We start from the raw sequence: 24878 nt of genomic DNA on the forward strand, positions 1-24878 counted from the left end.
TCACATTTATGATTATCGTACCAGCGTTACTGTTAAAGAGGGGGCACACCCCTGGCACCTGCGCCCATAGTCCAATCCAGTGAATGTGAGTAATCGAGTGTCGCTGTCATTTCTCTGAAACTCGGATGCAGCTGCGTTTCCCCGTCATTCTGACTGGCATAAAGCGCCAGGCCAATTCGATCGATACGAGATAGTGCGTAGCTTAATCTCGCTGTCTCGGTTAATGTGCGTGCGATACCGAAGGTCCCGTTGTGCATGTGCGAATAGCCAACGCTCAGGCTCAATTGCAGTGCGTCGTTGAACACGCGTGAAGATGCAGAAATATTGATCCCGAGGATGCGAGTATCACCGATCGCATTTTGCGTGTTCGAATACGTCAGAAACGTGCTGCCGCTCAACGGAGATTTTTTAGTGGCCAGTGTATATGAAAAGGATGTCATAAGGGTAGTTGATTCCGTGAATTGGCTGGTAAAAGCATTCAGATCATCATACTGCATGAACGAAGCAGTCAGCAGGAACATGTGTCGAAGTATGTCAGATTCAAGCACGGCGCGAGGTGTGATTGAGATCATGGAATTCACATTGCGCACTCGAATGGAATCGTTGATCAAACCGCGCTCTGCCACCTGGCTCGTGGAGAAGTTGGATACCCTTGCATCGATCCCCCAGGCCACGTCCGATGTCCAGCCGACGTTCGCGGAAGTAATCATGCGTGAGGTCGTTGCAGTCTTGTTCCCTCCAACATTATCACTTTGTACCCCGAGAGAACCCGACACACGCATCTTACCGGAGAATAGCCGAAAGCTCGGTGCGACCGTAAAGTTTCTCACATCGGTATTGAAAAAATATGCACCGAGGGATGTATAATCTGGCTCGATAACCTCATACCCGAGCCTCAGGCCCATATGAGGAAGGGTAAACGTCAGACCACCTCGACCCGCAAACGCGAGCGAACTCGACGTACGCAGATTGAAGTATGGTTCAAGTTCCTTCAGATACTCATACTGGACATCAGAGGAAAATCCACCAGCATGGATTGAGGGAGAGCGAAGGTCGCGTGTCAGGAGACTTCCGGCTATCTCAACATCCATAGTCATCTTCTCGTTGGCACCGATGACGAGATTCAAACCGACTGTCGCATTCTCCATGGGCAGGACGCCAGGAGGCGCGTGTGACAGTGACGTCGTATCATCCTGTGCATAGAACAAACTGATTCCGCCACGCAACCATCCCGCGGATAGCTCACACTTTGCTCCCCCACCCATTCGACGATATGCGGGAATAGCATACCGATTTGTGGGATCTTCATCAACGGCTCGCTGCAGTCGACCATAAAGAGCCGAGATATAGAGGAAATCAGGTTGAATCTCGATCCCTGCACCGAGGAACCGCACACCGGCATTTGTGTACCGCGACCAGGGAATAGATGAATACCCGGCATGCAGCGTGATGGATTTCCATCGAGGCCTGATACCGAATTCATTAAACGGCTGCTGAAATGCACGCTCCCTTTCCGAGATAGTGACGCTCACCGGAATTTCCACGTCATAGATGCTCACAACGGCCGATCCCGACAAGAGCCATGAAAAGGGCTCATGTCGGCGTTGCATACCCGTCATCGAATTCCCTGTCATCGAAGCATTGACGGAGCCTCGAAGTCGGAAGGGATTCGTCTGATCAATCTGCGTAAGATCCTGTCCATTTGAACTTGAGCAGGCGAGAATCAAACTTAGATACAATAGAAATAGCCAATGCTTCATGGGCATTTCTTCCCACAAAAGGAGGCCGGGAGTAGAGTCCGCCACCCTCTAAAGATAAAATCATCTTAATCGACGGCTTACCTTATTAAATATTCCCTACAAATCCAAGAGCGACGCAGAAAATTAAACATCGAATTTTTTCAACGCATTGATTATCTGCGTTTTACTCCCTAAAAAAAAATGCACGCGTTCATTCGTGATCGGGCTCCGCAAGATTAGGCATTCACCATTTGGCCTGATGAACTCAAGCAAGCGTCCGTATCATGGTGCTTATTGAGGGGGCTGGTGATTGGCTCCAACCTTGAAGCAGGCTTCAAAGAAACCGATGGAACTGTGACAGTGGCCAGTCTCAACCCAGCTTCTTCAGCCGCATCTTCATTCCTGGCAACAGCTCTGCGAGTACCGCAGCCCATTTATTCTTCCGGCCGCTTTTCTGTTTGGAGCTCGCTCGCATAACGATGCCTGGATGCGGCAGACAGAAAACCGTCTGCTTGGTCCCTTCGATGTCAATCTCGCGAGGGTGACCGTCGAACATCTGCTTCGCGGCGGTGCTGCCGACGCCACACAGCAGTTTCGTGACTTCTTCGCCGAGGAGGATGACTGCTTTTGGCCGGGCAACTTCCAGTTCGATTTTCAAAAGGGGATGAGATTTTTCGGCGAAGGATGCGAATTTGCTGCGACTCTCTTCGACCTTCTTCCCGAGCGCTTTGTATTTCGCGACATGCCCTGGCTTGAAGAGAAACACCTTCACAAGATTCGTCAGCCAGAGATCCTTCAGCCCCAATCCGAGCCGATTCAAGTAGTGTTCCTGAAGCTCCGTTCCAGCTCGGACATCACGAACTTGTGCACCATCGAAGTATTTCTGTGTGGAAAATGGTGCGTCAATGTCGGCGACGGGCACATCGCGCTCCCTGCCGATCGTGGCGAACTTGGCTGTCGGATATGCGCCGATAATCATGACACCATCTGTTGCGGTCTGTACTGGCACCACCGGTTGCAGCGGATTGCCATGCAAATAAGTGGGATGGTAGTCAAGCTGGTCGAGATACCCGGTCGCGAGTTTTTTCTGGAATGCTTGGATGGTTGGCATGGTCAATCCTCTGATTGAGCGGAAGAATTGAAAAGATCGGTCATTGCTTGAAACAGTGTGTCAAGTGATTCACCGCTTACGTCTTCCAGGTTTACGTACCTCTTTCGATTTTCCAGTATCCTGTTGGCTGCACTGATGTGGGAAATCTTTTCCCGGTAGGACTGGAATCGCTCAATGCCCATACCGTACAGGTCCATATCATCTTCCCTGATGATGCTGATCGCCCAGTCTGGAAATGCATACATGACGCTCTGTGTATCCTCGCCAATTTTGATACGGAGACTGAATCCCTTCACTCCCCAGTTCATGGACCAGCCGATCCCCTCCCACGCATCCAGCCACTTTTCAAAGACCGGACGCAGGTCAAGCCGGACCTGGTTAAGAAACAGCATCCGGTTCGTCTTTCCGCGTGGACTGCTCTTGTCATCGTCCTCGACCGCGATCTCGACTTTGGGTCGCTCTCCTTTGTACTGAATCTGAACGACACCACGGACCTTCTCGACTGTCTTACCCACGACATCAGGAATCACGAGGAGCGGCCATTCTGACCCCTCCTCGACCCGATGGAGGTGGAGTTCAACGAGTCCGAGTCGAAAATTCAATCCCGGGACCCCGGATATGGATGAGCTGAGCAACGCAAGGTTTGGCGAAATTCGATCACCAACAATCAGCAACAGGAACTCTCCTGCAAGGAGCGACGAAATGAGCTGCTCCTGGAAGCTTTCAAACTTCACGCCTGCTTCGAGAAGCGGAGCTTCAACCAGAGCAGCGAAAGTACTCGTCTCACCAGGATTCGAACGCAGAGACTTGTTCACTTTCGTCTCAAAATCATCATAACTCCACCTGGACAACTCTTTCGCGTAATCTATGATTTGAGCTACGACAGTGCGGTGTTTCTCGGGATTCTTCCAGAGTTTTGTCTCGACGATGATGAGCTTGCCGTGTGGACTCACCAGAAGAAGATCAATGTATCCCGCTGGCGTCTCCACCTCACGACCAATGGGTATTGCCGGGAAGAAGCTTTCATCGAATTCAGCCACCGGAAGCACCTGAGGTTTCTCAAAGAGCAGCGCCTGCACCCAGGCTTCGTCGATATCGCCGCCTGAATTCACCTCCTGCCGCGGCAGCAGTCGTCCAGGATCAGATTTCTCCCTGAAAAATACTGGCTGCATTTCCATATTAACTCCTCATGAGAATTCTGATTACTAACATTCCACTACCAGTATCCCCGCGTTTCATTCTCCATCGCCGCCTGCAAGTCTGCATCATTGTCCACCGTAATATTGAAATGGATCTTCAGCCACCTCGCAGAAAGGGCGTGCAACAATACCGTCATCCGCCTTTCAGGTTCATCAAGGTGCTCCGCGATCATGAAGGATTGCGTACGAAACAGTGTTCTCAAGGGATACACTTTATTCTGCACTCCGGCTGGATAAGCTGCGTGGAAGAAAGCAAGATCAAACTCCCGACCACCGGATTGACGCGGTGAGAACCGTTGGACCTTTACCGGAGAATACCAGCGTTGGACCTCATCGGTGCTGTCCATGATAAACTCCATGGCATACCAGTTTCCAGGAACAATTGTAAACCGCTTCATGTGTGTTTCTGAACTGCTGTGTCAGAGAGAGCGTCATCATTTAAAATCTTCAGTAGCCGGTTGCGGCAATCAGTGATCGCTGTGTCACCAGCAAGATGTGCGGTATGCCGCAGAATATGTGATACGGGCAGACCGATGATCCAGATTCGTGCGCCCATCCTGCCCCGCGCGTCCTGGATTCGCAAGCTGCGGTATTCAAACTGCTCGGTCTCGGATGGGTAAAAGAGGCATGCCCGCCGAATGTCTTTATCGTAGGCGTAGGAGTACAGGAAAAGCTGATAGAGGTCAGAGTTAGAGACGTCGTATGTGTCCAGTCGCTTGTACTTTGAGTCAGCAACGAGCCAGCGACTGGGTACCGCCGTATCGCGCAATACAATATCAGGTCGAATTCGCTTGCGTCCTTTCCCTTCATCCCAGACGATGTGCATGGCCCTGCTCTCCTGCGTCCGGACACGGACGGTGCTCCCGAAGAACATCTGCTGGAGAAACCTCTCTACAAATCCCTGGAAAATGGCGTTCATGTCGAGGAGGAAAGAGTAGCTCCGCAGCGATGCCCTCGTGAAGACATCCTCAACGCCGATGCCACGAAGCAGCATGCGCGCATAGCCATGCGCAGAACGGTAATGTCTGTTCTGCCGGTGATATTGAAACTCCTCATCCGCGATTGAAGGATCCACCCACCGGATATCGCAGAGTTCTGAAAATATGGCATGAAGACGGCGATGGCGCGGTTGAATCGCCCTGGGGGGAATAAGCTTCGCACAGAGTTCGAGTCCTGCAAGAACGAGTAAATTATCGGCGATCAGAGGCGAATACTCATCGTATCGGCAATGGAGTAGATCAAGAGCACCGAAGCGCTTCCGGTACTGCTTCTGCATATCTAGACTCCCACGTAGAACGGGCAGAGCATCTTCTTCCAGAAGGTAGTCCCGTATGATACCCCGCCTCACCAAATGCAGGGTCGAGAAAACGAACATCGTCATGACCAGGTCCAGCAGATTATCCTCACCGGAAGTCATCCACTCTTCCTCTTTCAGGATCGACAGTCCTTCGCTCCCATACACGTAGGCGATCAGTCTTACCAGATCGAGATGCCCTCCGCTGAACTTGGGCCGAATCTGAAAGGAGAGTTCCGGTGTTCGTACAACACCGACCCACTGCGTGGTGCGAATGTGCAATCCCTCCACCCCGTCGATTACCGATAGAGCGTTTCGTTTCTGCGCAGCAAGCTGCTCAAGTGCTGCGCGGTCCGCTGCCGAAAGGTGCTGCCCGTGGATAACTTTCCCGGCTTCCCATTCCCGCAGTTCCAGAACAGGAGTCGCACGCAGTTTTTGTGCCGGAGCGTCAATCATGGTTGGAAAAGCCTTCCAGGATTGCGCTGAAGAACTGTTCCTCGTCTTCAATGACATTTTCGGCGATGGTGTTCGCATCCGCATCGATAATACCACTGCCGAGCAGTTCAGCGAGCGCCTCGATGTCATCATAGCAATATTCCTCGAGGAGCGGCAGAATGTCGTGACGCACCCGGTCACAGAATTCCGATTTCGATGTGATGGCGGTCCCGTCTTTGAGGAAATACGAATGACCTATCAGTTTTTCCCGTCCCTCGCGCTTCGCGATACGAACATTGAGTTCCGCCAGAAAATCCTGAAGCACCATTCCGTCAATCTCCACACCCTCGAGCAGATCCAGGTCAGGCATCACCTCGAGAAAAGAAAAACGCCGGCGCACAGCAGCATCCAGCAGTTTGATGCTGCGATCCGCGGTGTTCATGGTGCAGACCAGGTAGACATTCGGAGGTATGGTAAACCGCTCCTTGCTCTGGGGCAGCACGACTTCCATCCCGCGCTTGTCCTTCTCGAGCAGAGTCACCAGCTCGCCGAGCACCTTCGCGATGTTTGAACGGTTCACTTCATCGATGCACACGAGATAGGGTTTTGATGGATTGGCGAGCGCTTCGCGGCAGATCCGCTTGAACACGCCATCTTCGAGCCGGAGCTGCATGCCGCCTGATGCAGAAGGAACCGGACGATAGCCTTCGATAAAATCTTCGTACGAGTATGATGGATGAAATGTCAACCAGGTCAGCTGCGCCACGTCTTCCTCGCCGGTCATCACATTTTGCATCTCGGGATTTCGCTCGAGCAGCGTTGCGAGGAGATATTCCGCTTCGTCGGATGTGAGGCTGAACAATGTGCCCTGGTTACGGAAACGCATAGGCTCAGAATCTTTCAAAACAGCGTCCTGAAGCAACTCCTCGTATGTGAATCCATTATGAAGCTGCGCAATCGGTTCGAGTGTGATGCCCTGTTCCTCTGAAGTCTCCGCAGACAGTCCCGAAGTAACACGTGAAATCGCAACGATTTTCTTCACGGGTGTGGATTCATAACCGATAACGAGGTCACCCATCTGTACCATGGGGAAATTCCGCTTGAGTCGACCGACTGTAAACAGCACGGAGCCCTGTTTGAAGAAATCATCCCATGAGCCATTTGCGGGGCTGGCAACCATCCACCACACTCGTCCGGCCGAGGAGGACTTGAGCCTTTTCTCCAGCGCAGTAAGCCGGTCGCCGTCGAGATCCTGTACGCCTACATCTTTTCCTGCACGCTTGGACAGCCACCACGCGGCAAAACGGCGGGCGACATAGGTTTTCCCTGTTCCCGGGGGACCGTACAGTACAATCTGTCCCGTACGCTCAAGCTCCCGCAGCATACGGAGATACATCGGACCGGTAGGCAGTGGTGTTGGTGCCGGGGTCGTGGTGGGAGTGGCCGTTTGAATACGGATAAGTTCTTCCGGCGACAATTCAAGAACAGTGGTGACTCCCCAACGCTTTTGCGGTTCGATATCCTGCTGTTTCGAAACATCCCAGCTGACGTTTACTGTGTGTTTGTATTCCTGGCGCTCAGGACGCCACTGATACGCGGGCTCCTGTACAACGCCAATCGCAAGAATTTTGGATATTCCCTGGTTGGCGACAACAATATCACCGGGCTGCAATTCCATCAAACGCCAGAGTTCATTGCCCTTGCGCACAACGGCATTCTTCTTCTTGTTGTAGGTCTCAAGGAAATAATGCTCAAAGCGCTCTCTGAACTCCTCTTTGGAGGCGTACTCTGCGAGGTCACCCATCTCATCCCAACCGACACAGATGTATCCACCAGAAAGGCAAGCATTCCAGTATTTTGCCTTCTCGCCCGGAGCGATTTTCATGATACGTTCGGCTTCGCGGGGATCAGACCATTCGTAAAGCATTTTCACCACCTCCCAGGTTTCCCAGTCCTTCAACGGGTCGATCTCACGAATCTGACGGAGAAGCTCGCGATTGAGCGTCACGACATCATAATTACGCTTCAATCGTGTCTGTGGATCGAGCTTGAGGAGAAAATGGTATATCGCATCCCGGGCATACACTGGTAGAATGTGGTTCGGGTAATAGATATGCAGCGTCTTAAGCGAAACCATCGGAAGATTGGATAACGCCTGAATCTCATCGATTTCGTTCCAGTTGCCGGCATCGGCCAACTCAAACATTTGAAGATAGGCTGCACGCAGTGTCTCCCAGGCCTTGTCTGCAGTCATCCCGAGCGACGAGTCAAACCATATCTCACCACCGCTCATCCTGTAGATGCCGAACTTCCGGGCACTCGCTCCGCGTATGCCACCCAGTTCATTGAAGCCAAACTCCAGATCATAACAGTACCCCGAACGATCACCACCGCCTACCACGTAATCCCCGAGGGCCATCCTTCCCCAGGCATCCCTTGGATGGAGCTGTTTGAACTCGCTGAGCTGTGATCGAATCCGTTCAGTGAACGTGGTATCGCGTTGGTAGGATTTGACGAACGACAGTATATCCTGTTTCGAATCGGCGATTGTCATAGCGGACTGCCCTGTGTGTGAAGTGATTGGTGAAAGGAGGTTTTGCGGTTCAGCTTAATTCAACCGGTTTATCTTCTGGCGCCATGATCGTAATCGTGTCAATCTGTGGGACATTCTGCTCGTACCTGGCGACGTTTATCGTACGAAGCAACGCTTTACCGGGCCTTTTGAGCCATTTTGTGGGATTCCCGGCATAAAGTGTGACCACCCAGTTGTAATAGGGTTCACCTCGACCACCTATTTTCACAGATTCGACCGCACCACAGCGATAGAAGGTGTTGATACAGCGACGGAGATATTTCTCCCATTCGATTGCGCTGCGACAATCCTCTGGTGTCGCGAAAAAGGGAAACTCCTTCGGTGCAGACAACAGGTCCGTTTTATGATTGGAAAAATTCAGGACGTTGATCGATTTCTGCTGATTGCATGGAGCACACAGTGTTTGGAGATTCTCGATGCTGTTGTCGCCACCATAGTATGCCGGGGCAATGTGGTCAATCTGCAGGAGGCGCTTCTTATCCTCTCCGCAGCAAAGACAGGTGTTGTTGTCTCTGCGTTTGACCTGTTCCTTGACCTCGTCCGACGGTTCTCGGTTGGCCACGCGCCCCGTGGTTTTGATTACCTTGGACACCACGCTCGACTCCCCGCCGCTTCGATTCCGCTGCAAAAGCCGGTTCACGCATGCATCGTACTGTGTTTTAAAAAGGTCATAGTTGTAGTAAAAAACGTTCCAGAAACGGCTCTTTCGGTTGTATTCGGCCTGAAGTGATTCGTCCAGTTCGAACACATTCATGCGCCTGTTCATGCTGAACTCCTCCGCAAGCGCATCCAGATTGTGCAGCTCTCTATCTTCGAAGCGGAAGAATTGCGGCGGCTGTCCATGCTGCCCGATATGTCGCAGAATATGGAAGAGATCATCCTGCACGGTACCGCCAAGGCGGTCCGTATCAGCCTGGAAATGCTTCTTCTCAAAAGCAGTAAGACGGCTCACAACAGTTTCGATGCTCAGTTCCTCCGAAGCGTCTGCATCCTTCCGTTTCTTCAGCATATCCTCGATACAGGAGACAAACGACTGCTCGTCCCCTTCCATCACCATGACCATCTGCCGCGCCGAAGTCATGTCATCACCCCCATTCATGGTTGTCAGGTATTCGCATCGATACCAACCAACTGGCATCATGCTCTGGAAAGCGACGGGGGAAACTGTTAGTCCTTCATCCAGCATTCGTGCAAGCTTCCGTACAAGCTCGATCGAGATGAGTTGCATGGGTGGACGATGATTCTGCGATCGCTCCTCGTCCTCAATGAGTCCCTCTTCAATCTGATCATAGCCCGCCCAGGTGATGGATTGCTTCCAGTTATCGATAAAGGACACGATGAACGCACGATCCGTACCCCCGAATCTTGGTCCTCGAAGCGCACGTCCTATCATTTGTGTAAGCAGTATCTTGCTCGTGGTCTGACGAGTCAGGAACACCGTCTGTACGTTCGGAACATCTGTGCCTTCCGTTAGCATCCGCACATTGATGAGAACGTCAAGCTTATCCTTGCGAAAATCAGAAAGTACCTTCGCATTCTCGCTTTTATCCCTGGCATTTCTCTGCTCTGCTGTCCCGCCACCACGATCGACCTGTGAATACACCACATCTGCACGCACTCCCCTGTTGCGCAGCATTTCACGCAGCTGATCACACTGGTACCAGCGATCGGCAAACATCAGTGTTTTTCCGTACAGTTCACGTTTGTTTACATAGGTATCCGCGATCATGGCATTGCGCTCGCGGCTCTGTGCGAGTTGATCAATGATGTTCTCGGGTAAATCCCGGTATGTATTCATCCACATCTGATATTCGCGCTCGTCAAATTCAGGAGTGTACAGCGTCGATGGCTGTTCCAGCACCGGCCGGGAAAGTACCCCTGCTGCCATCAGATCCGATGCCAGTACCTGATGCACGATCCCCTGCGGGAACACCTTCTTCAGCCAGCCTATTCTGCGTTCATCCGAATAGGTTGGTGTCGCCGTGAGACCGAGATGTACCGAAGCCGGATACTTTTGGTGGATGGCTAGCATGAGTTTACGGTATGTCGGGGCCGGAGCGTGATGCGCCTCATCGAAAACGACAACCAGGTTGCCACGAGCAGACTTGAGGAAGGCATGGAGTCCTTTCTGCTTATTGTCCTCAAACGCTCGCGCCACAGTCTGGAGCGTTCCGATGACAATATCATCGTCTTTCGTGATCTGGTGGACTCGATAGAATCCGACAGAATTCGAAACCACCCGGACCTGCACGTTTGTCCTCGGCTCCCTCACATGACCGAGCTCGTAGCCATGCTCAACAGCCTCCAGATCGCTGGGTGGACCGAAGCCGAAAAACGCCTGTTCGAGCAGATGATGCGTATGTGCAAGCCAGAGCACCTTGTAACCATCCGACAACGGACCACTCGTCAGGAAGCGAATGGCGGTAAATGTCTTTCCTGCGCCAGTCGGGAGTGCAAGAATCCCTCCCTTCGGCGCCTGCTCCGACCTGTACCATTTCGCCAGCGCCCGCAGAGCATCTTGCTGATGCGGTGCTGGCTGCTTCACAGATGGATGTTTCCTGGCCAGAGGCAGATCAAATGATCGACAGAAATCGTGCTTGGAGAAAGTGCTATTACCGCTCATTTAGATTATCCCAATTTGTTTCGAACTTCTCTTTCGTATTCATCCAGCATTACAACTCGCGTTTCAGTAGCATCTGTCTGCATACTACTCACTCCACTCCAGAGACCGATTCCTGTGACTCACCAGGATCTTCTGATTCAACCCAATATGTATTTGTCATTTCGAGTGGGAGTACCCCTTTATCCCCGTGGTTGTGCAGCAATACATACTTTTGTTTTTCAGTCACACTCATCAAGCAATTAGCGTTTCTGCTCGGTTTGCAGTGAGCAATAAGGATAGATTCAATAGTATATCGATCGCTTTTATCACATATTGCCGCTCTGATACGGATGTTTTGAATGTGATACGCCTGGGTGATTCCCTCGATGTGTTGCCGGATTCGACTGCGAAGATGCTCTGACTGCCCAATGTACAACAAGACATCTGGTCCATAGATTTCAGAATCTCCGTACAACTGATACACACCGACACCATCCGGCAATGAATCATAATCCATTCCCACATTGTGCCAGTGAATGGCCATCACATGGTAAGACCTCGTGGGTACGCTCGCTTGCTCTGGAAATGAAAATGTGGTCTGCTCTTTCGTCTTATCTTCGCACATCCAAGTGTTCCTTGTAGTTTGTTGATACTTCATAGGGTGTGGTTGTATTGATCATATTTGTACAGCTTCAAGGCCACCAGTGTTCAGACCAGGTCTGCCATTGGTTGGCCACCTTGTCTGTGGTATCGTTGAAGGCACCAGAAAGCGGGCCCATGTGAAGCGTTGCCATTTTGAGGGATCTCATGGTGCAGTTGTTCACTGACGTCGGATTGATGTACGACAACGGTCTGCTGAGATGGGATATCTTCTGCTGGAGACAAGATAGCAGGCCCCCTGCATGGCTTAACAATCATCTCCTCATCAAGGTTCGTTTTGCCACGTGCGCCCTCTGACAGAGATAATATTTTTTGCAAATACGCAACGAATTCATCTGCGTTGAAGATAATCGGTATAGTCCCAAGGTTTCCCGTCTCTGCCGATAGATTTTACTCGGCAGCAGCGGCAGCTTCCGCCGTGTCACGCGACCGATCACCCCTTCCGTCACCCCCTTATCCAGCAGCATCTCAACCAGGTGCAGCTCTTCATTCCGCGCCTTGTCCGCAATCTTCGCTGACGACACCCGCTTCTCCTCAAGCGCCATGTACATCCATGAGATGAAGAACAGGTAGCGAGCCCGCGTCTGCACTGTCCCCGTCCCGGGTAAGAAACGATCCGCTATCGCATCCCGTATGGAACCGAGTCCATGCTCATCGATCGTATCCTTCTCATCGAGCGCATGGAAGATATCGAGCATCTTGCGACGCTCTTTTTCACTGTAGTCGAGCCAGAATATATGAGAATGAACCATTACCTACATAATGACAACTGGTATTTTTATCAATCATTTGTATAAAACGACATGGCAGTTCTATCATCTTATTATAATAAGCACGTAGCAAAAGAGCACTGACTATTTATTCTATAATTGGTTCGGACATATTGATAGATGACATGCAGCCACCTAACTGCTTGTCTACGTTAAAAAGCGTTCTCCTAGTATCGCTATCCAGGTATATAATACTCTGTGGCGCATAGAGGTTATACCTATTCTGCATGTCCTCCAATGCTAGCGGATTACTGAACGTCCATGTTGGCCCAATGGCAATAGCCACCGCCTTATCCTTCCCGCAATAGTACCTATAATATTCAGGCTCAGTCAAACACGATTCTTCACCTACTTGACGCCATATCTCGTCTAGGTTCCCATACAACAGTCTCTCTATCCTAAATGCGCCCACAATCGCCTGTATTGGCGATGTTGCATAGATAAACGCAAGGGACCCTTCTCTTGCTCGCCTGGGCATTACCCTTCTCATCTCAACAGTCTTACATCCAGAAAGAATCATCGATACCCATTTTTGCTTTATTGGTATCAACAATCCATGGTCATTCATACACATGCTAGAATCACATTATTTCTTGGTTGATTATTTCATACATTTTTTCAGTAATCCTCATTGGACCTTGAACACATAGACCATGCTTAAAGTTGTGTTTCCATATATCGCGCATCTTTGATATGCCAAGTGGTTTCTTACATATTTCTGTATTACTAAATCGTAGCGCCATAATATTGTTGTCATAATCACCTTTAGCAGTCTCAACTAACTCATTCCATCGATACACCCCTAATGTTCTGTATTTAGAATATAGCTCCTTGGGCTTACCGACTGACACTTCATCCAAATATGATACGGCACGAATGGCTCCTTCTAAGACGCCACGTTTCGGATCCTGACTTACATACCACAATATTCTCGCAGGCGCCTGAATTTCCACACCAATAGCGGATCGGTAATATACGTTCTCATAGTTAAACATGAGCCTGGGGTCCGACCCGAACAAATCACCAGAAGCAATTCGACTCTCAAACATTTTCATAGCCCATATTGGCTTTATCGGGATTATGTACAATTGTAAACCAACATCCGACAGCTTACATGGCCATAATTTCCTTTCATAATATAATAGCTGACGCGCTTGATTATGCAGTAGCCCTCTGACCATACGCCCTATTACAAACATTACATCAGAATGCGCTCGGTATCGTTCACTTAGCGCCTCCAACTCATTTGCCGCGCTTCTTGAATCACCATAGTGTCGTAACGCGATCTTTATAAAGATACCATTAGTATAAACGAAACCGTTTTCCTCAAATGCCCTCTTCATAACGGTTGCTAATACCTTTTCGCGAGCCATCACTATGGCAGTGCCACTATCTACAAGTCGTTCAACCAGTCCTGAAATAACAAAACGAGCCATGGTATCTTCATAATCTGCACCTGCAGTTTTAAACAAGCTGACCTCATGCCACCCAGCGCGAAGTGTCTTAACATAATAAATAAATAGAGGCTCCCTGCGCTCAGACCATACGATCTCCACATGTTGACCTCCTCCGTCCATCAGAGCCTCTTTGAGCTCAGCCTCAAATCGACGACGCTTAACTCCTTCCGTTCTATGGAATACATCTAATATTCTATTATACTCCGTAGCTCTTACGTTACCTACTGAATAGGTCGATCCAGCAAACCTTACTGGTTGATAATCGGCCTTACTAATCAATTCGTCTATCCGTAAGACCAGCTCAGTCGGAGTCATCACATCTACAGATAGCTGTGATGACAATTCTACCGAAGATCGAAGCAACAACCGATCCTGCGTCACAAAAACCTCTGCACGCGAGAGCGCTGCGATAGCGAGATGCCTGGAATCCGATCTGGCGCTCTCTGTATCTTTGTCACCAACGATTAATGCAATATCGTGGGCAAGGCGCTCCACATTTAGGCCATCTTGTGATAGGATTTTATATTTTCTTGCTGCTTTTCTGTTTTTGTATCTTGCGCTCTCATCAGGATTTCTATTGATCTCATTATAAATCTCATTCGTCAAAGATAACTGTACTCTGCTATCAATCCAATCTGCCTTCAGATAATCTACATCCTTACTTACGTGTTCACACAACCGCTCGATTTGGAAAAATATATTTGCATCAAGCGTCACGCACACTTTCGTTGCAGAGTCGACTTCCTCCGTATCAGTAAATAAGTCAGGGTGCCCATAGTCGTACCACCATACAGTAAGTCGTGAACCCCATTTACTTCTCCCATCCATTTCTGCTACAGGCTTAAACCCAAGTCGTGGCCACAACTTATTGGCAGCATAGTCTCTCCGACAACGCACCCTGACACCTGTATATAGCTCCTTCGTTTTGCTTTCAAAGTGCTCGAAAAGCGAACGCGATACACCTTTCCTTCTATGGCCCTGCTCAACGCACAGATGAACAATGTAGGCCTGCCTTCTTCGTCGCACCTCTGAATAGAGAAGATATCCTACAATCACCTCATCGTGCTTTGCAACAATAATTTTCTCCTGTTCACAATATGTATTGTAAGCACCTGCCGGAAGGAATCCTAAGGTTTTTGAGTTCCTATTCCCAAGTTCGATTACATACGTCAGCTCATCACAGTCGCATATGCTGCAGGTAATCACGCTCATTTTCAATATACCATATTATTGTACATTATTAGCACAATATATACTATTCACCGTTCATAGTTGAATACTTCCGTTAACATTTATGATATTAATACTACGTCCATCGCTATATCTTTATCTAGGCTTCTCGATCGCACGTACTTTACTCTCTTACCTTTCGCTGCGACCGCATAATCATAGTTGGCAAACCAATCGTACTTGACAAACAATGATCTACCATCTAGATCTGATATCACAACCCCATACCCCTTTTCAAGACTAAACCAATCAATTGTTCCACATTCATCAATTAATTGTATCTTATCATTGCTACCATCTACGTATGAGATAATCTCCGCTGTAAACGCCTTATACCTCCAAGGACGAGCCGATTCATCATAACTATCAAGTTCCCGCTGAATGATACGTATCGAGTCATTTATTGCTTTATTCAGTATGTCATCATTCATAATTTTATCTTCTAGTACCTTGCAGTATTCAGCTATTTTCCTAGAGTTGAACGGCGGCACCCTGCCGTCACCTAGCATCATACGTACAAGCATCATTATCTGCGGACGGTATTTTGTTAATTGCTTATCACTATTATACATATATTTACTGACTTTCAATATTAACAGCCCACAGATGAAATACGGATCGCTTTTGTGACTATCAAGAAACAGCTTTCTACGCTTTTCCTTTAATATTGCACCGTAGTACTGATGATCACTATGTGGCTCGTTGTCAAAGATTGCGACTGCCGCCTTAGCTAGTTGCGGCATCGTTATGATGTTCAGACGAGAGATATCACTGTAAGCATATTGCTTAGAGCGTCTTTCATAATACAACTCTACACCTTTTTCCATCCTCTTAATTTCATAATATGACTCTAATTTTTTGTGAAACCTCGATAGCGACTCAAATGCTTCAACCTTCACTTCAGTTTGCCTATTCGCCGCTCTTATCACAGATCCTATAATATCAGAGTCGTCCGAAGCAATTATCTTAACGGGGACTAAAAAATCACCCTTATTAGATACATCTCGATTTTGATATAGTATATTCGATGTTTGACAGCCGTTTACTATTTGATAACCCTCCAAGTGCGCCACTCTTCCAATTATCCTAAGCGTTTTAGCCACGAGAGTGATACCATTGTTCATCAGGGGGAACCACCTTCTCGTAACATCATTAACTACGGTCTCGTTGATCTCGAGGTTTACTTCGTTCATGCCTTGGAAATCTCTGACGTTCTCATAGAACACATCTCTATTGAGGACACCATTCTTTTCAAGGAGCTTGATAAACTCTGAGGACTTAACAGTACCTACAACTGCGTCACTTACACCATTGATCTGAGGAAACGCGATCTCTCCATCCATTTCGATGGATGCCTGGTTATCTCTCAGCATATCCTCGTAGGTGCTTCGGAGCTCCTCAGAACCAATGAAATGGTGCTCTATCTTAGAGAATAACTTCATATTATTAAGTAACACCTCCGAATCAGCTTGGGCTGCAATCTGATCCGCTTGTGGGCCCCTCTCGGATGTTGTCGCATAAACAACATGCACTTCAGGGTATTCCTTAAAGATGAAAGCATTCCTGAATATATGATTTTTGATATTATAATACTCTTCCAATGCTTCATTAAAGGGATACTTATGCTCGTCGCTGAAATAATCTTTCACTCCAGCGTAAAACCGTAAGAGGGTAGCGACTTCAATACTATCTGATGTTTTTGCCTGTACAAAGACAAATTTCACTTCGATTGCCTTTCCAGTTCCGACGAAATGCTCTACATCCGATACATCCGTTACTAGATGATCATTTATGAATATTGCTATCATGTCGATGCCTGCATCGTTTTGCCCATCAACATCCATTTCCGTATAGTCTTGCCTATCTGCTAGTTGCAATTTATGGAGAAACATCGCAGTTGAGAAGTATTGAAAGCTCCTTTCAATCTGTCCACCTCCAAGCCCATTGTCCACATCAAATTTTTCAACGTAGGATTTCAGGATAATATCTTTCATAATATGAACCTCTACTAATACTGCTTACACGTGATACATTGATTATCTGCAAAGAACCCAGCTCTGCTATACTTACAAACATTTGCGACGTAACCTATTGAGCTAAAGACCCCTAGTAATTTAATTTCATGGATCGCAAGAAGTCCATATGTTTTGGTAGTCTTTTTCTCTATTACATCTAGTGAATGGCGCGAAATAGTCAATAGTCCTAATCTTTGGGCCACTCGCCACTGTTTCGTCTTTGATTGTCTTGCTAACTATACCAATTGACTTCATCTTTACCTCTTCCCATCTGCTCCGATCTAAACCAACCCCTCCAAGCCCTCTGCTCGCAGTATATATGATTTTCCCTTTGCTGTCGTACCACGTTTCATTGTCATTGTAGTAAAGCACGGGGAATTGTATTTTGTACATAGCTATAAGTTCGTTATACGTTAGACCTAGCGATTTTGCTACCAAAACATCTAGTTCTAGCTGAATCCATCGCCGTGCATAGTCTGATAAACCGACATAGCTATCATACCAATCATCATTCATCTTACTATATTCAATTCCACTTAACCTGCTATCTGTGCAATACCACCCATCATTCGTAAAGCTGGGCATCCATACAGCGTTCCACAAGTCAGAATATTTTTCAGTAATGCTATTTGCGTATAGCGCGCGCAGCATCACTTTATTTCTATATTCTGTAAGGAATGGTAGCGTGCCTAAAACATCGACTCCTACATTGGTTTTTCCAGATGTTTTAATCAGAAAGTCAAACACAATAGTGCTACACAAGCCTGCAAACAGCACCATATCACGAACATCCTTAAACACAACACTTAGCACACTATGTATATGCCCGGCGCCAGGATGCAAGATTGCACTAATCATTGTTCTCTCGTTTGCCGGTCCCATCATTTTGCGAAAAATCAATCTGTAGTGATCAGTAACTTTTGATCTGCTATCCCATGGCACTGTTGGGACCTTATCGTCATAGTCCGCAATAGAAACATTTGGTAAATAATTGGTTCGTGGGCTATACGCATTATCAATTGCATCATGATCAATAATATCATAGTGGCTTTTCTCGGTGCATACAGGCTTAGGTGTTTTATATAACGGGTTATTTATATAGAAGTGTGGACCAGAATAGATTAGCTCCTTCTCTGTCTCCGGAAAATCAGTCCTTCGTATAATTAAATTGTCCTCTTGCGCATATGTTTCATGCCACATCTCGCTGGCGTACCATACCTCTGAATCTTGATATAGTCTATGGTTGTGCGATCCAAATTTGAGTAGGGCAGCTAATAGTTCCTTAGAATGTATTGATGGTAGTTTTGTCTCTTTACAATCTCCTATTCCGCCTGAAAGCCGAGCTATTGCCTGAAGCTCATCCTCAGATATTTCGAGAACACGCATCCTGTGCCCTCTCAAGTCCCATTCATCAAATTCATTTTTCATCCTCGGTACTGCGCCCTTCCCGTCGTGTTGGATACATTGGTCAATGATCTTCGGATGAAAGACATTTGCTATTGTTATGAACTTAACGTCGCGAGGCCTTGAGTGGATATTTAGACTATATTTTTCTCGATGAGCTATAGGGAATAGCATTAATGCATTTTGAAACTGAAAATGCGCCCTAAGTCTCGGATAAAGCGCCGCGCGCAGTTTTCCTCCCTTCGGATCGTCGTACACTCCCTCCGGATGCAGGAATCCCGACGCACTCTGTTCATTCCCCACCATCCAGGCTGTAGGCAGAAAGCATTTGTACAGATTGCTCTGCATCCCCTGCAGCAGTGGGTAGTTCTGCTTGCCGTTGAGGAAGTTCTGCGTGCCTTCGGAGACGGTGAAGGCGTCGAGGTAGGTGCGCTGAAGGTCTAGACGGTCGAGGGTGTCTTCGCGGAGGTCGGCGAGCTGCTTGGAGGAGTGCTTGCGGACGACGAAGCGGGGGTCGGCGTCACCGAGGACGCTGCCTTCGTTCCATTCGATCTTGATCCAGGGGGGATTTCCAAGTATAAGGTCGAAACCGCCGCGGTCGGCGAAGATTTCAGCGAATTCCAGCTCCCAGTGCAGGAAGGTGTTCTCCGCGGCGATGCGGCGGACGATGCCGAGGCGGGGATTGGCGTCACAAAGCTCGTCGACGTCGATGATACCGTAGCGCTCGAGCAGTTCGAGCTGCTGCTTTTCGTCCACGCTCTCGGGGAAGAGCTCGGACTGCGGTTTGTCAGGAACGGCTTCCTGCCTGCCTTCCAGAATCAGTGTCAGGTCTTCAAGGTACTGAGTGCGGGACGGTAGGACATCGGCTTCCTGTATGGGCCAGAACCACAGGGCGCACCAGTAGTCCATCACCAGTTTCAGCCTGCGGTAAGCACTGCTGTTCTCCAATCCCTCTCCATACAGCTCCCTAGCCAGCAACCGGTCTTTCTGCGCCAGGTTCAGCTTCTCATGATGTCCGCCGTCCTTCTCATGACCGAAGATGTCGATTTCATCCTCGGTCTCTTCCTCGATGCGCCTGCGAGTTTCGATATGGTGGGACCATAATCCGTCTATGGCTGTGGACAGCCTTTGGAGGATTTTGATTTCCTCGGTATTGGGCGGATCCATGAATCCGCCTCTTCCCGACCATTTGCGGATTTTAGCTATTTCATCCGGGACCATGGCCTTGACAACCTTGTCATTATAATTTGCCATCCCGTTGTCCGGCAGGAGGAAATGGTAGATGGTGTCGGCAGGACGATCCTGGCCGGGCATGATGCGGTCAGGGACAAGGTTCAGCCACAGATCGTCTTTCTTCTTCGCCTTCAGGCTGGAAATGGGAAAGACCTGCCTGCGGGCACCTATGAGAGAATTGCCGACGACGAGCTGATTGCCGAACCAGGGGACGAGACTTTCGCGGTGGATGGTGTTGAGCCAGAGTGAAACTTCAGCCAGTTCCACGGCTACAGGATTGAGATCCACTCCGTATGCACAGTTGTCGGCAAGCCAGGCTTTGACTTTTTGCTTCTCGCGGACGTAGCTGTCGTGCGGGATGACGCGTCCCGTTTCCTTTTGCTTGCGCTGCAGGTAGGCCTCGGATGCCTGGTTGACGTACTCGTTGAGGAAGGCCGCGCTGCCCATGGCGGGCTCGCAGACCTTGAGGTGCAGGATGTCGTCGGCGCTTTTCTCCTTGAACAGCTCCTTCAGCGCATACTTCACCAGACATTGCGTCAGCACTTCGGGCGTGTAATAGGACGCAGACGTTTCCCTGCTGCGTCCCGTCAGCCGGTAAATGAAACGGCCCTTCTCATATTTCTTCACCCTGCCGTCCTCATCCAGCACCTTCTCCTCTTCCTCGTAATCCCGCAGCTCGGCTTCGGTCACGAAGAACGCGCGCTCGAGGGGCGAAGGATCCTTCCCCTTCTTCTTCACCTCGTACATGTCCTCTTCCGCGAAGAAGCCCGTGTAGGAAAGGAGTCCTTCATACACCGCGCCCAGCTGATTGATGCCGAGGCGGGCGTAGCTGATGCGTCCCGGACGCTTACCGCGTTTGGGACGTGAGAGGGACATCAGGCGGATAATCCTCTGTAGCACGTGGTTGCGGAAGCGGACGCGGGAGAGGATGGGCGTGCGGTCGGGATCGAAGAGGTGGCTTTTCAGCGGCTGCATGGAGAAGCTGTCGTGAAGGACGTCTGTCTGCAGCTGCTCCACGAGATTATAGCCGTTGTAGATGAGATGGAAGAGATGGGTGAGGGACTGGTGGATGAAACTGCCGTCCCTTGCCTCCTCGCTTTCCAGTTCCAGCATCTCCAGGTCGCGGAGGGATTCGAGGGAATAGCCACCCAGGTATTCGCGACTGGACATCGGGGCGTAGCCGAGTTCGGGACGCGCTTCGATGAAGAACAGGAAAAGCAGGCGGTAGATATACCGCAGGCACTCGCCGCTGAGTTGCTCGGGCGAAATGGAGCCGTCGTACACCTTCTCCTTGCTGACATAGCGCAGATACCACACCGCCTCGTTTCCCAGCAATTCCACCGCCTCGCGCATGCTGAACTTGAGATCCTCCGACACCGCGTAGGCATGCTTGTGCGCGCTTTCATCCAGCGTATCCAGCATCGGCGTACCTTCGCCCGGTGCCACACAGTCGCGGTGGAGGAGGATCGCCATCGCGCGCAGCGTCTGCGATTCCCTCCGATCGAGAATTTCCCGAAGGTCGAAGCTCAGCAAACGCTTCTCATTCCACTTGCTGCGATCCACCAGCACCAGCATGTCCCCGCTACAGAGCAGCAGCCAGCGCGGCGGTTCGTCCATTCGATAGATCACATCGTCAATCACCTCTTCCAACGGCTTCCCCAGCAGCCGCTGCTCTTCCGGTACCTCTTCCGTATACTGCGACGAATGCAGCTCCAGGTCCAACGGATTCGATCCCCCGTCCCCGTTCACCCCCGCAACCTCAATCGCCCACAACAATGCACTGCCCGACGAGCGCTGCTCCGCAGCGATCGTTGTCACGGCGTAGTCCCCCGCCTGGAAAACCTGCGGGTGGTAGCTGTAACCGAGAGCGGTGAGCAGGTCTCGGACGAAGCCGGACTGAATACTCAACACATCTCCCCCATCCTTCACCCCCTCCAGCTCCTTTTGCAGCGCGAAGAAATCCCTACGCAGCGCACCGATCGCATCGAACGGCGCCCGGAAGTTCTCATCCTCCTTTGCCCTCTGCGTCCACTCCGCCAGCGTATCCTTCACATCCCCCTCGAACACATCCGAGAGATAATGCGCGGAGTAGAATTCGTTCTGGTTATGTATGCCGGTGAGGGTCATGATTACTCTTTCATCTTCATCGTCACTACTGGGAGTTCATCGTCCCCACGCTCTGCGTGGGGACGTTCTTCTCGACCGCTCTGCGGTCATTCCTGATTCAATGGACGCGGAGCGTCCTGGATTGCCGTCCCCACGCTGAGCGTGGGGACGATGGTTCATTGTTTCAAAACAGCCGCAACTTTGATATACGGCCTGTTCTCCCCGGTCATCGAATCTTCTATCCACTCCTGGTATTCGGAGAAGATGCGTTCGATGTCGCGGAGCTGTTTTTCGCGGCGCTGCTGCTGGAGCGAGGCGACGCGGGTGTCGTCGGAGCGGAAGCGCTGCTCGACCTGGTCGCGCTGGCGCTGGCGCAGGTGACGGAGACGCGTGAGTTGCGTTTCGAGTTCGCCCTTGATGCCGACTTCGAATTCTTCGAACTGGAGGCCCATCCATACCCGCGCACGGTCGACGGCTTCAGGGAGCAGCTTTTCGAGCGCCGTGGTGTCCACTTCCTCGCCTGCATTCGGATGCTCCCCGCTGCCGAGCTTGGTGCGCTGCATGAGGACAGCGAATTCTTCCACGCGGGTGTGCTTTCCCGCTTCGAAGCATACGCCGCACCAGTGCTGCAGCAGAGGCTGTCCCTTTCGGTTCGGGATGAGGCAGCTCATGACGACGACCACTTCGCCGGGCGCGAGTCCTTCTTCAACAGTCATCACCGGCGCTTCATGGCGGCCGAACTGCGAGAGAATGCCGTCGCCCAGCCAGTCGAACACCGGGTGCAGCGGCCAGAGATACTGCAGCTTGGGCCACGCCTCTTCATCCTGCCGGCAGCGACGGACCTCATCCTGTACCCGTGCGGCATCCGGTGTCAGTATCAGCCGGTGATCGTCGGGAAGCACTTCGCGGGGATAATTACGGAAGCGGCGACGCAGTTCTTCAGGTGCGGTAATGGTTGCGGTGCGGCTGTTGTCATCGAATTCCGTCTGCAGGGATTTGTTCGATTTCAGAAATTCCACCGCCTCACGACAATATTGGTAGTCGCTGCCGAAGAGCGAGAGCATGGAGCGTACACGCGTGTAGGGGGAAGGTGCCTTTTCTACTCCGGCGTCTTCCATCAGGAGGTCGAAGAAGGATTTATCCTTCTGCTCGATCTCTTCCGAGAACTGGTCGCGGGACTTCCCTTCTTCAATGGCAGCGGCCGTGCGGCGCTCATCCTCATCCACATCCGCGATGCCGGTGAATTCCACAGGGTCGCCGATGTTCTCGTGTACGTGCTGATCCTTTTCAATGAGCAGATCAAGGATGCGCTGATCTCCGTGAATCCGCTCATTCCTGCTGTCCGTCTGCAGGTAGAGAATCTGCGGATCTTTCTGCTGTCCGTACCTGTCGATGCGTCCGTTACGCTGCTGGAAGCGGATGAGCGACCACGGAATGTCGAAATGAATCATCCGGTGCGAGAGGTAGTGCAGGTTGATTCCTTCCGACGCCACATCCGAGGCCAGGAGCAGACGGATGAGAGCATTGTCTTTCCCGAAATTCTCCACCACTTCCATCTGATCGACATCCGGCATGCCACCATGCAGCACGCCTACGGCATCGTCCTTCAATCCCAGTGCCGCGGGGAGATGCTCGCGGAGGAAGTCCAGCGTCTTGATGCGCTCGGTAAAAATCACCAGGCGGTCGGTGGCATCGCTGCCGTCCCATTTCCATGCGCCCTCGCCGGTGAGGAGTTCGACGAGTTTGCGGTACTTCGTGAATTCCTCGAGGGAAATCTCCTCCACCCTGCCGCGCAGTTCCTGCAGCGCGATAATGTCCGCTTCGAACTCCTCCGCATCCTCTTTTTTCTCGAGCGTGCGGATGCGATTGTCGAGCGTTTCCAGGCAGGCGGCGGGAGAAGAAAACAGCGCCTTCTCCAGGGTGGTACGGAACAGCTGTCCCGCCCCGCGCCTCTGATCCAGCCGCGTAAAGTTCATTTCCGTCAGCACATCAAACGCCGCCTCTTCCGGTGCGGAGGCCGGGACATGAGCGGTGGCGATACTGCGCTCGCGGAAGGACTCCCGCACCTGGTCGTGCACATCCTTCTTATGCCTGCGGATGAACAGACCGCGAATATCCTCACGCGTGTAATTGTCCTGATCCGCAATGGCCGTGGGATCGAGCATGTTCATGATGCTGGCGAAGGAGCGCGGCTTGCCGTCATGCGGCGTGGCGGTGAGCATGATCAGGGCGTCCGATCGTTCTGCCAGCAGCTTCGCCAGGCGGTGCCGAAGGTTGCGCGTACCGCGATGCGCCACGCTGTGCGCCTCGTCGATCACGATCACATCCCACCGGCTCTGCTCGAGCCAGGTGCGGTATTCGTGATCCTGCTTGAGCGTGTCAATGGAGATGATGGATTTGTCGTAGTAATAGAACGGATTGTGATTGGCTGGGACCCGGGCGCGCACGCGCTGAATCCCCTGCGAATCCAGTCGCACGAGGGGAATGGTAAAGCGGCTCCACATTTCCTTCTGGAACTGCGCGAGCATGGATTTCATGGTGATGACAAGAATGCGGCGTCCCCTGCCGCGCCGGATCAATTCACTGAGCAGGATGCCCGCTTCGAGCGTCTTGCCGAGTCCCACCGCATCCGCTATCAGCATGCGCTGCCGGGGCTGCGCGAGCGCCATGGCCGCGGGTTCGAGCTGATACTCCACCGCATCCATCGCCCCGCGGTGTCCAACATAAATCCCATCCCCCGTCGGCGGCGTCTGCCGCAGCAGCGCTTCGAGATACAAGCGTGTATTGCGATAGAACCCGGAATCGTCCCGCACCAGCTTCGTCTCGGCCGGATCCAGCACCCGCACCTCATCCTCAATCTCCGTCAGGAACACCGCCTCGCGGTCGCGCACGATCTCTGACACGCCTGTCACCGTGAGCGCGAAGCCACCACCCGATGCCCGATCCACCCGCTTGCAGATCCACTCCGCGTCGCGTATTTCCACACGCGCACCGGGTGCGAGGGGTAGACTGTTCGGCTTTGTGATTGGA

14 protein-coding genes are annotated in these 24878 nt (G+C 50.9%); all 14 read right to left on the minus strand.

What is annotated here, in order from left to right:
• Window positions 1-32: 32 nt before the first annotated feature.
• The 14 genes from KQI65_09790 to KQI65_09855 all read right to left on the minus strand — a co-directional run bounded on the left by KQI65_09790 (window position 33) and on the right by KQI65_09855 (window position 24874).
• The gene (locus KQI65_09790) at window positions 33-1760 is read right to left on the minus strand and encodes a hypothetical protein (GenBank protein MCB2205028.1); all 1728 of its coding nucleotides are present in this window, start codon (window positions 1758-1760) and stop codon (window positions 33-35) included.
• A gap of 349 nt (window positions 1761-2109) precedes the next feature.
• Window positions 2110-2856 (minus strand): hypothetical protein, encoded by a 747-nt coding sequence (locus tag KQI65_09795; protein MCB2205029.1) that lies wholly within the window; start codon window positions 2854-2856, stop codon window positions 2110-2112.
• Window positions 2853-3929, minus strand: a complete 1077-nt coding sequence (locus tag KQI65_09800; GenBank protein MCB2205030.1) for a hypothetical protein — start codon at window positions 3927-3929, stop codon at window positions 2853-2855. Before KQI65_09800 ends, KQI65_09795 begins: the two co-directional genes overlap by 4 nt.
• 137 nt (window positions 3930-4066) lie before the next feature.
• Entirely contained in the window at window positions 4067-4447 is a 381-nt protein-coding gene (locus tag KQI65_09805) for a hypothetical protein (protein MCB2205031.1), read from the minus strand.
• A complete protein-coding gene (locus KQI65_09810; protein MCB2205032.1) occupies window positions 4444-5799 on the minus strand; it encodes an McrC family protein in 1356 nt (451 codons plus the stop codon). Before KQI65_09810 ends, KQI65_09805 begins: the two co-directional genes overlap by 4 nt.
• Entirely contained in the window at window positions 5792-8332 is a 2541-nt protein-coding gene (locus KQI65_09815) for an EVE domain-containing protein (GenBank protein ID MCB2205033.1), read from the minus strand. The genes KQI65_09810 and KQI65_09815 overlap by 8 nt, the downstream gene beginning before the upstream one ends.
• Before the next feature lie 49 nt (window positions 8333-8381).
• Window positions 8382-10916, minus strand: a complete 2535-nt coding sequence (locus tag KQI65_09820) for a DEAD/DEAH box helicase family protein (protein MCB2205034.1) — start codon at window positions 10914-10916, stop codon at window positions 8382-8384.
• A 166-nt stretch (window positions 10917-11082) separates the two neighbouring features.
• Window positions 11083-11631: a GIY-YIG nuclease family protein gene (locus tag KQI65_09825; protein ID MCB2205035.1), complete on the minus strand. Its 549-nt coding sequence runs from the start codon at window positions 11629-11631 to the stop codon at window positions 11083-11085.
• 256 nt (window positions 11632-11887) lie between these two features.
• Window positions 11888-12385 carry a hypothetical protein gene (locus KQI65_09830; protein ID MCB2205036.1) on the minus strand — a complete coding sequence of 166 codons (498 nt, stop codon included), beginning with the start codon at window positions 12383-12385 and terminating at the stop codon, window positions 11888-11890.
• A gap of 106 nt (window positions 12386-12491) precedes the next feature.
• Complete coding sequence (locus KQI65_09835; protein MCB2205037.1) at window positions 12492-12971, minus strand: ASCH domain-containing protein; 480 nt, start codon at window positions 12969-12971, stop codon at window positions 12492-12494.
• Window positions 12972-12984: 13 nt separating this feature from the next.
• Window positions 12985-15072, minus strand: a complete 2088-nt coding sequence (locus KQI65_09840) for a GNAT family N-acetyltransferase (GenBank protein ID MCB2205038.1) — start codon at window positions 15070-15072, stop codon at window positions 12985-12987.
• A gap of 80 nt (window positions 15073-15152) precedes the next feature.
• A complete protein-coding gene (locus KQI65_09845; protein ID MCB2205039.1) occupies window positions 15153-17084 on the minus strand; it encodes an AIPR family protein in 1932 nt (643 codons plus the stop codon).
• 126 nt (window positions 17085-17210) lie between these two features.
• On the minus strand, window positions 17211-21869 hold the full coding sequence (locus KQI65_09850) for a hypothetical protein (protein ID MCB2205040.1): 4659 nt from the start codon (window positions 21867-21869) through the stop codon (window positions 17211-17213).
• A gap of 155 nt (window positions 21870-22024) precedes the next feature.
• Window positions 22025-24874: a DEAD/DEAH box helicase gene (locus tag KQI65_09855; protein MCB2205041.1), complete on the minus strand. Its 2850-nt coding sequence runs from the start codon at window positions 24872-24874 to the stop codon at window positions 22025-22027.
• Window positions 24875-24878 lie beyond the last annotated feature (4 nt).

The sequence above is a fragment of the bacterium genome, from assembly GCA_020444325.1.
Classification (GTDB): domain Bacteria; phylum Bacteroidota; class Ignavibacteria; order SZUA-365; family SZUA-365; genus BM516.

Bases quoted from the DNA above. Each gene is read 5' to 3' on its own strand.
- KQI65_09815 (MCB2205033.1), bottom strand. From the start codon at position 8,332: ATGACAATCGCCGATTCGAAACAGGATATACTGTCGTTCGTCAAATCC.
- KQI65_09850 (MCB2205040.1), bottom strand. From the start codon at position 21,869: ATGACCCTCACCGGCATACATAACCAGAACGAATTCTACTCCGCGCAT.
- KQI65_09835 (MCB2205037.1), bottom strand. From the start codon at position 12,971: ATGAATGACCATGGATTGTTGATACCAATAAAGCAAAAATGGGTATCG.
- KQI65_09845 (MCB2205039.1), bottom strand. From the start codon at position 17,084: ATGAAAGATATTATCCTGAAATCCTACGTTGAAAAATTTGATGTGGAC.
- KQI65_09805 (MCB2205031.1), bottom strand. From the start codon at position 4,447: ATGAAGCGGTTTACAATTGTTCCTGGAAACTGGTATGCCATGGAGTTT.
- KQI65_09825 (MCB2205035.1), bottom strand. From the start codon at position 11,631: ATGAAGTATCAACAAACTACAAGGAACACTTGGATGTGCGAAGATAAG.
- KQI65_09830 (MCB2205036.1), bottom strand. From the start codon at position 12,385: ATGGTTCATTCTCATATATTCTGGCTCGACTACAGTGAAAAAGAGCGT.
- KQI65_09840 (MCB2205038.1), bottom strand. From the start codon at position 15,072: ATGAGCGTGATTACCTGCAGCATATGCGACTGTGATGAGCTGACGTAT.
- KQI65_09790 (MCB2205028.1), bottom strand. From the start codon at position 1,760: ATGAAGCATTGGCTATTTCTATTGTATCTAAGTTTGATTCTCGCCTGC.
- KQI65_09810 (MCB2205032.1), bottom strand. From the start codon at position 5,799: ATGATTGACGCTCCGGCACAAAAACTGCGTGCGACTCCTGTTCTGGAA.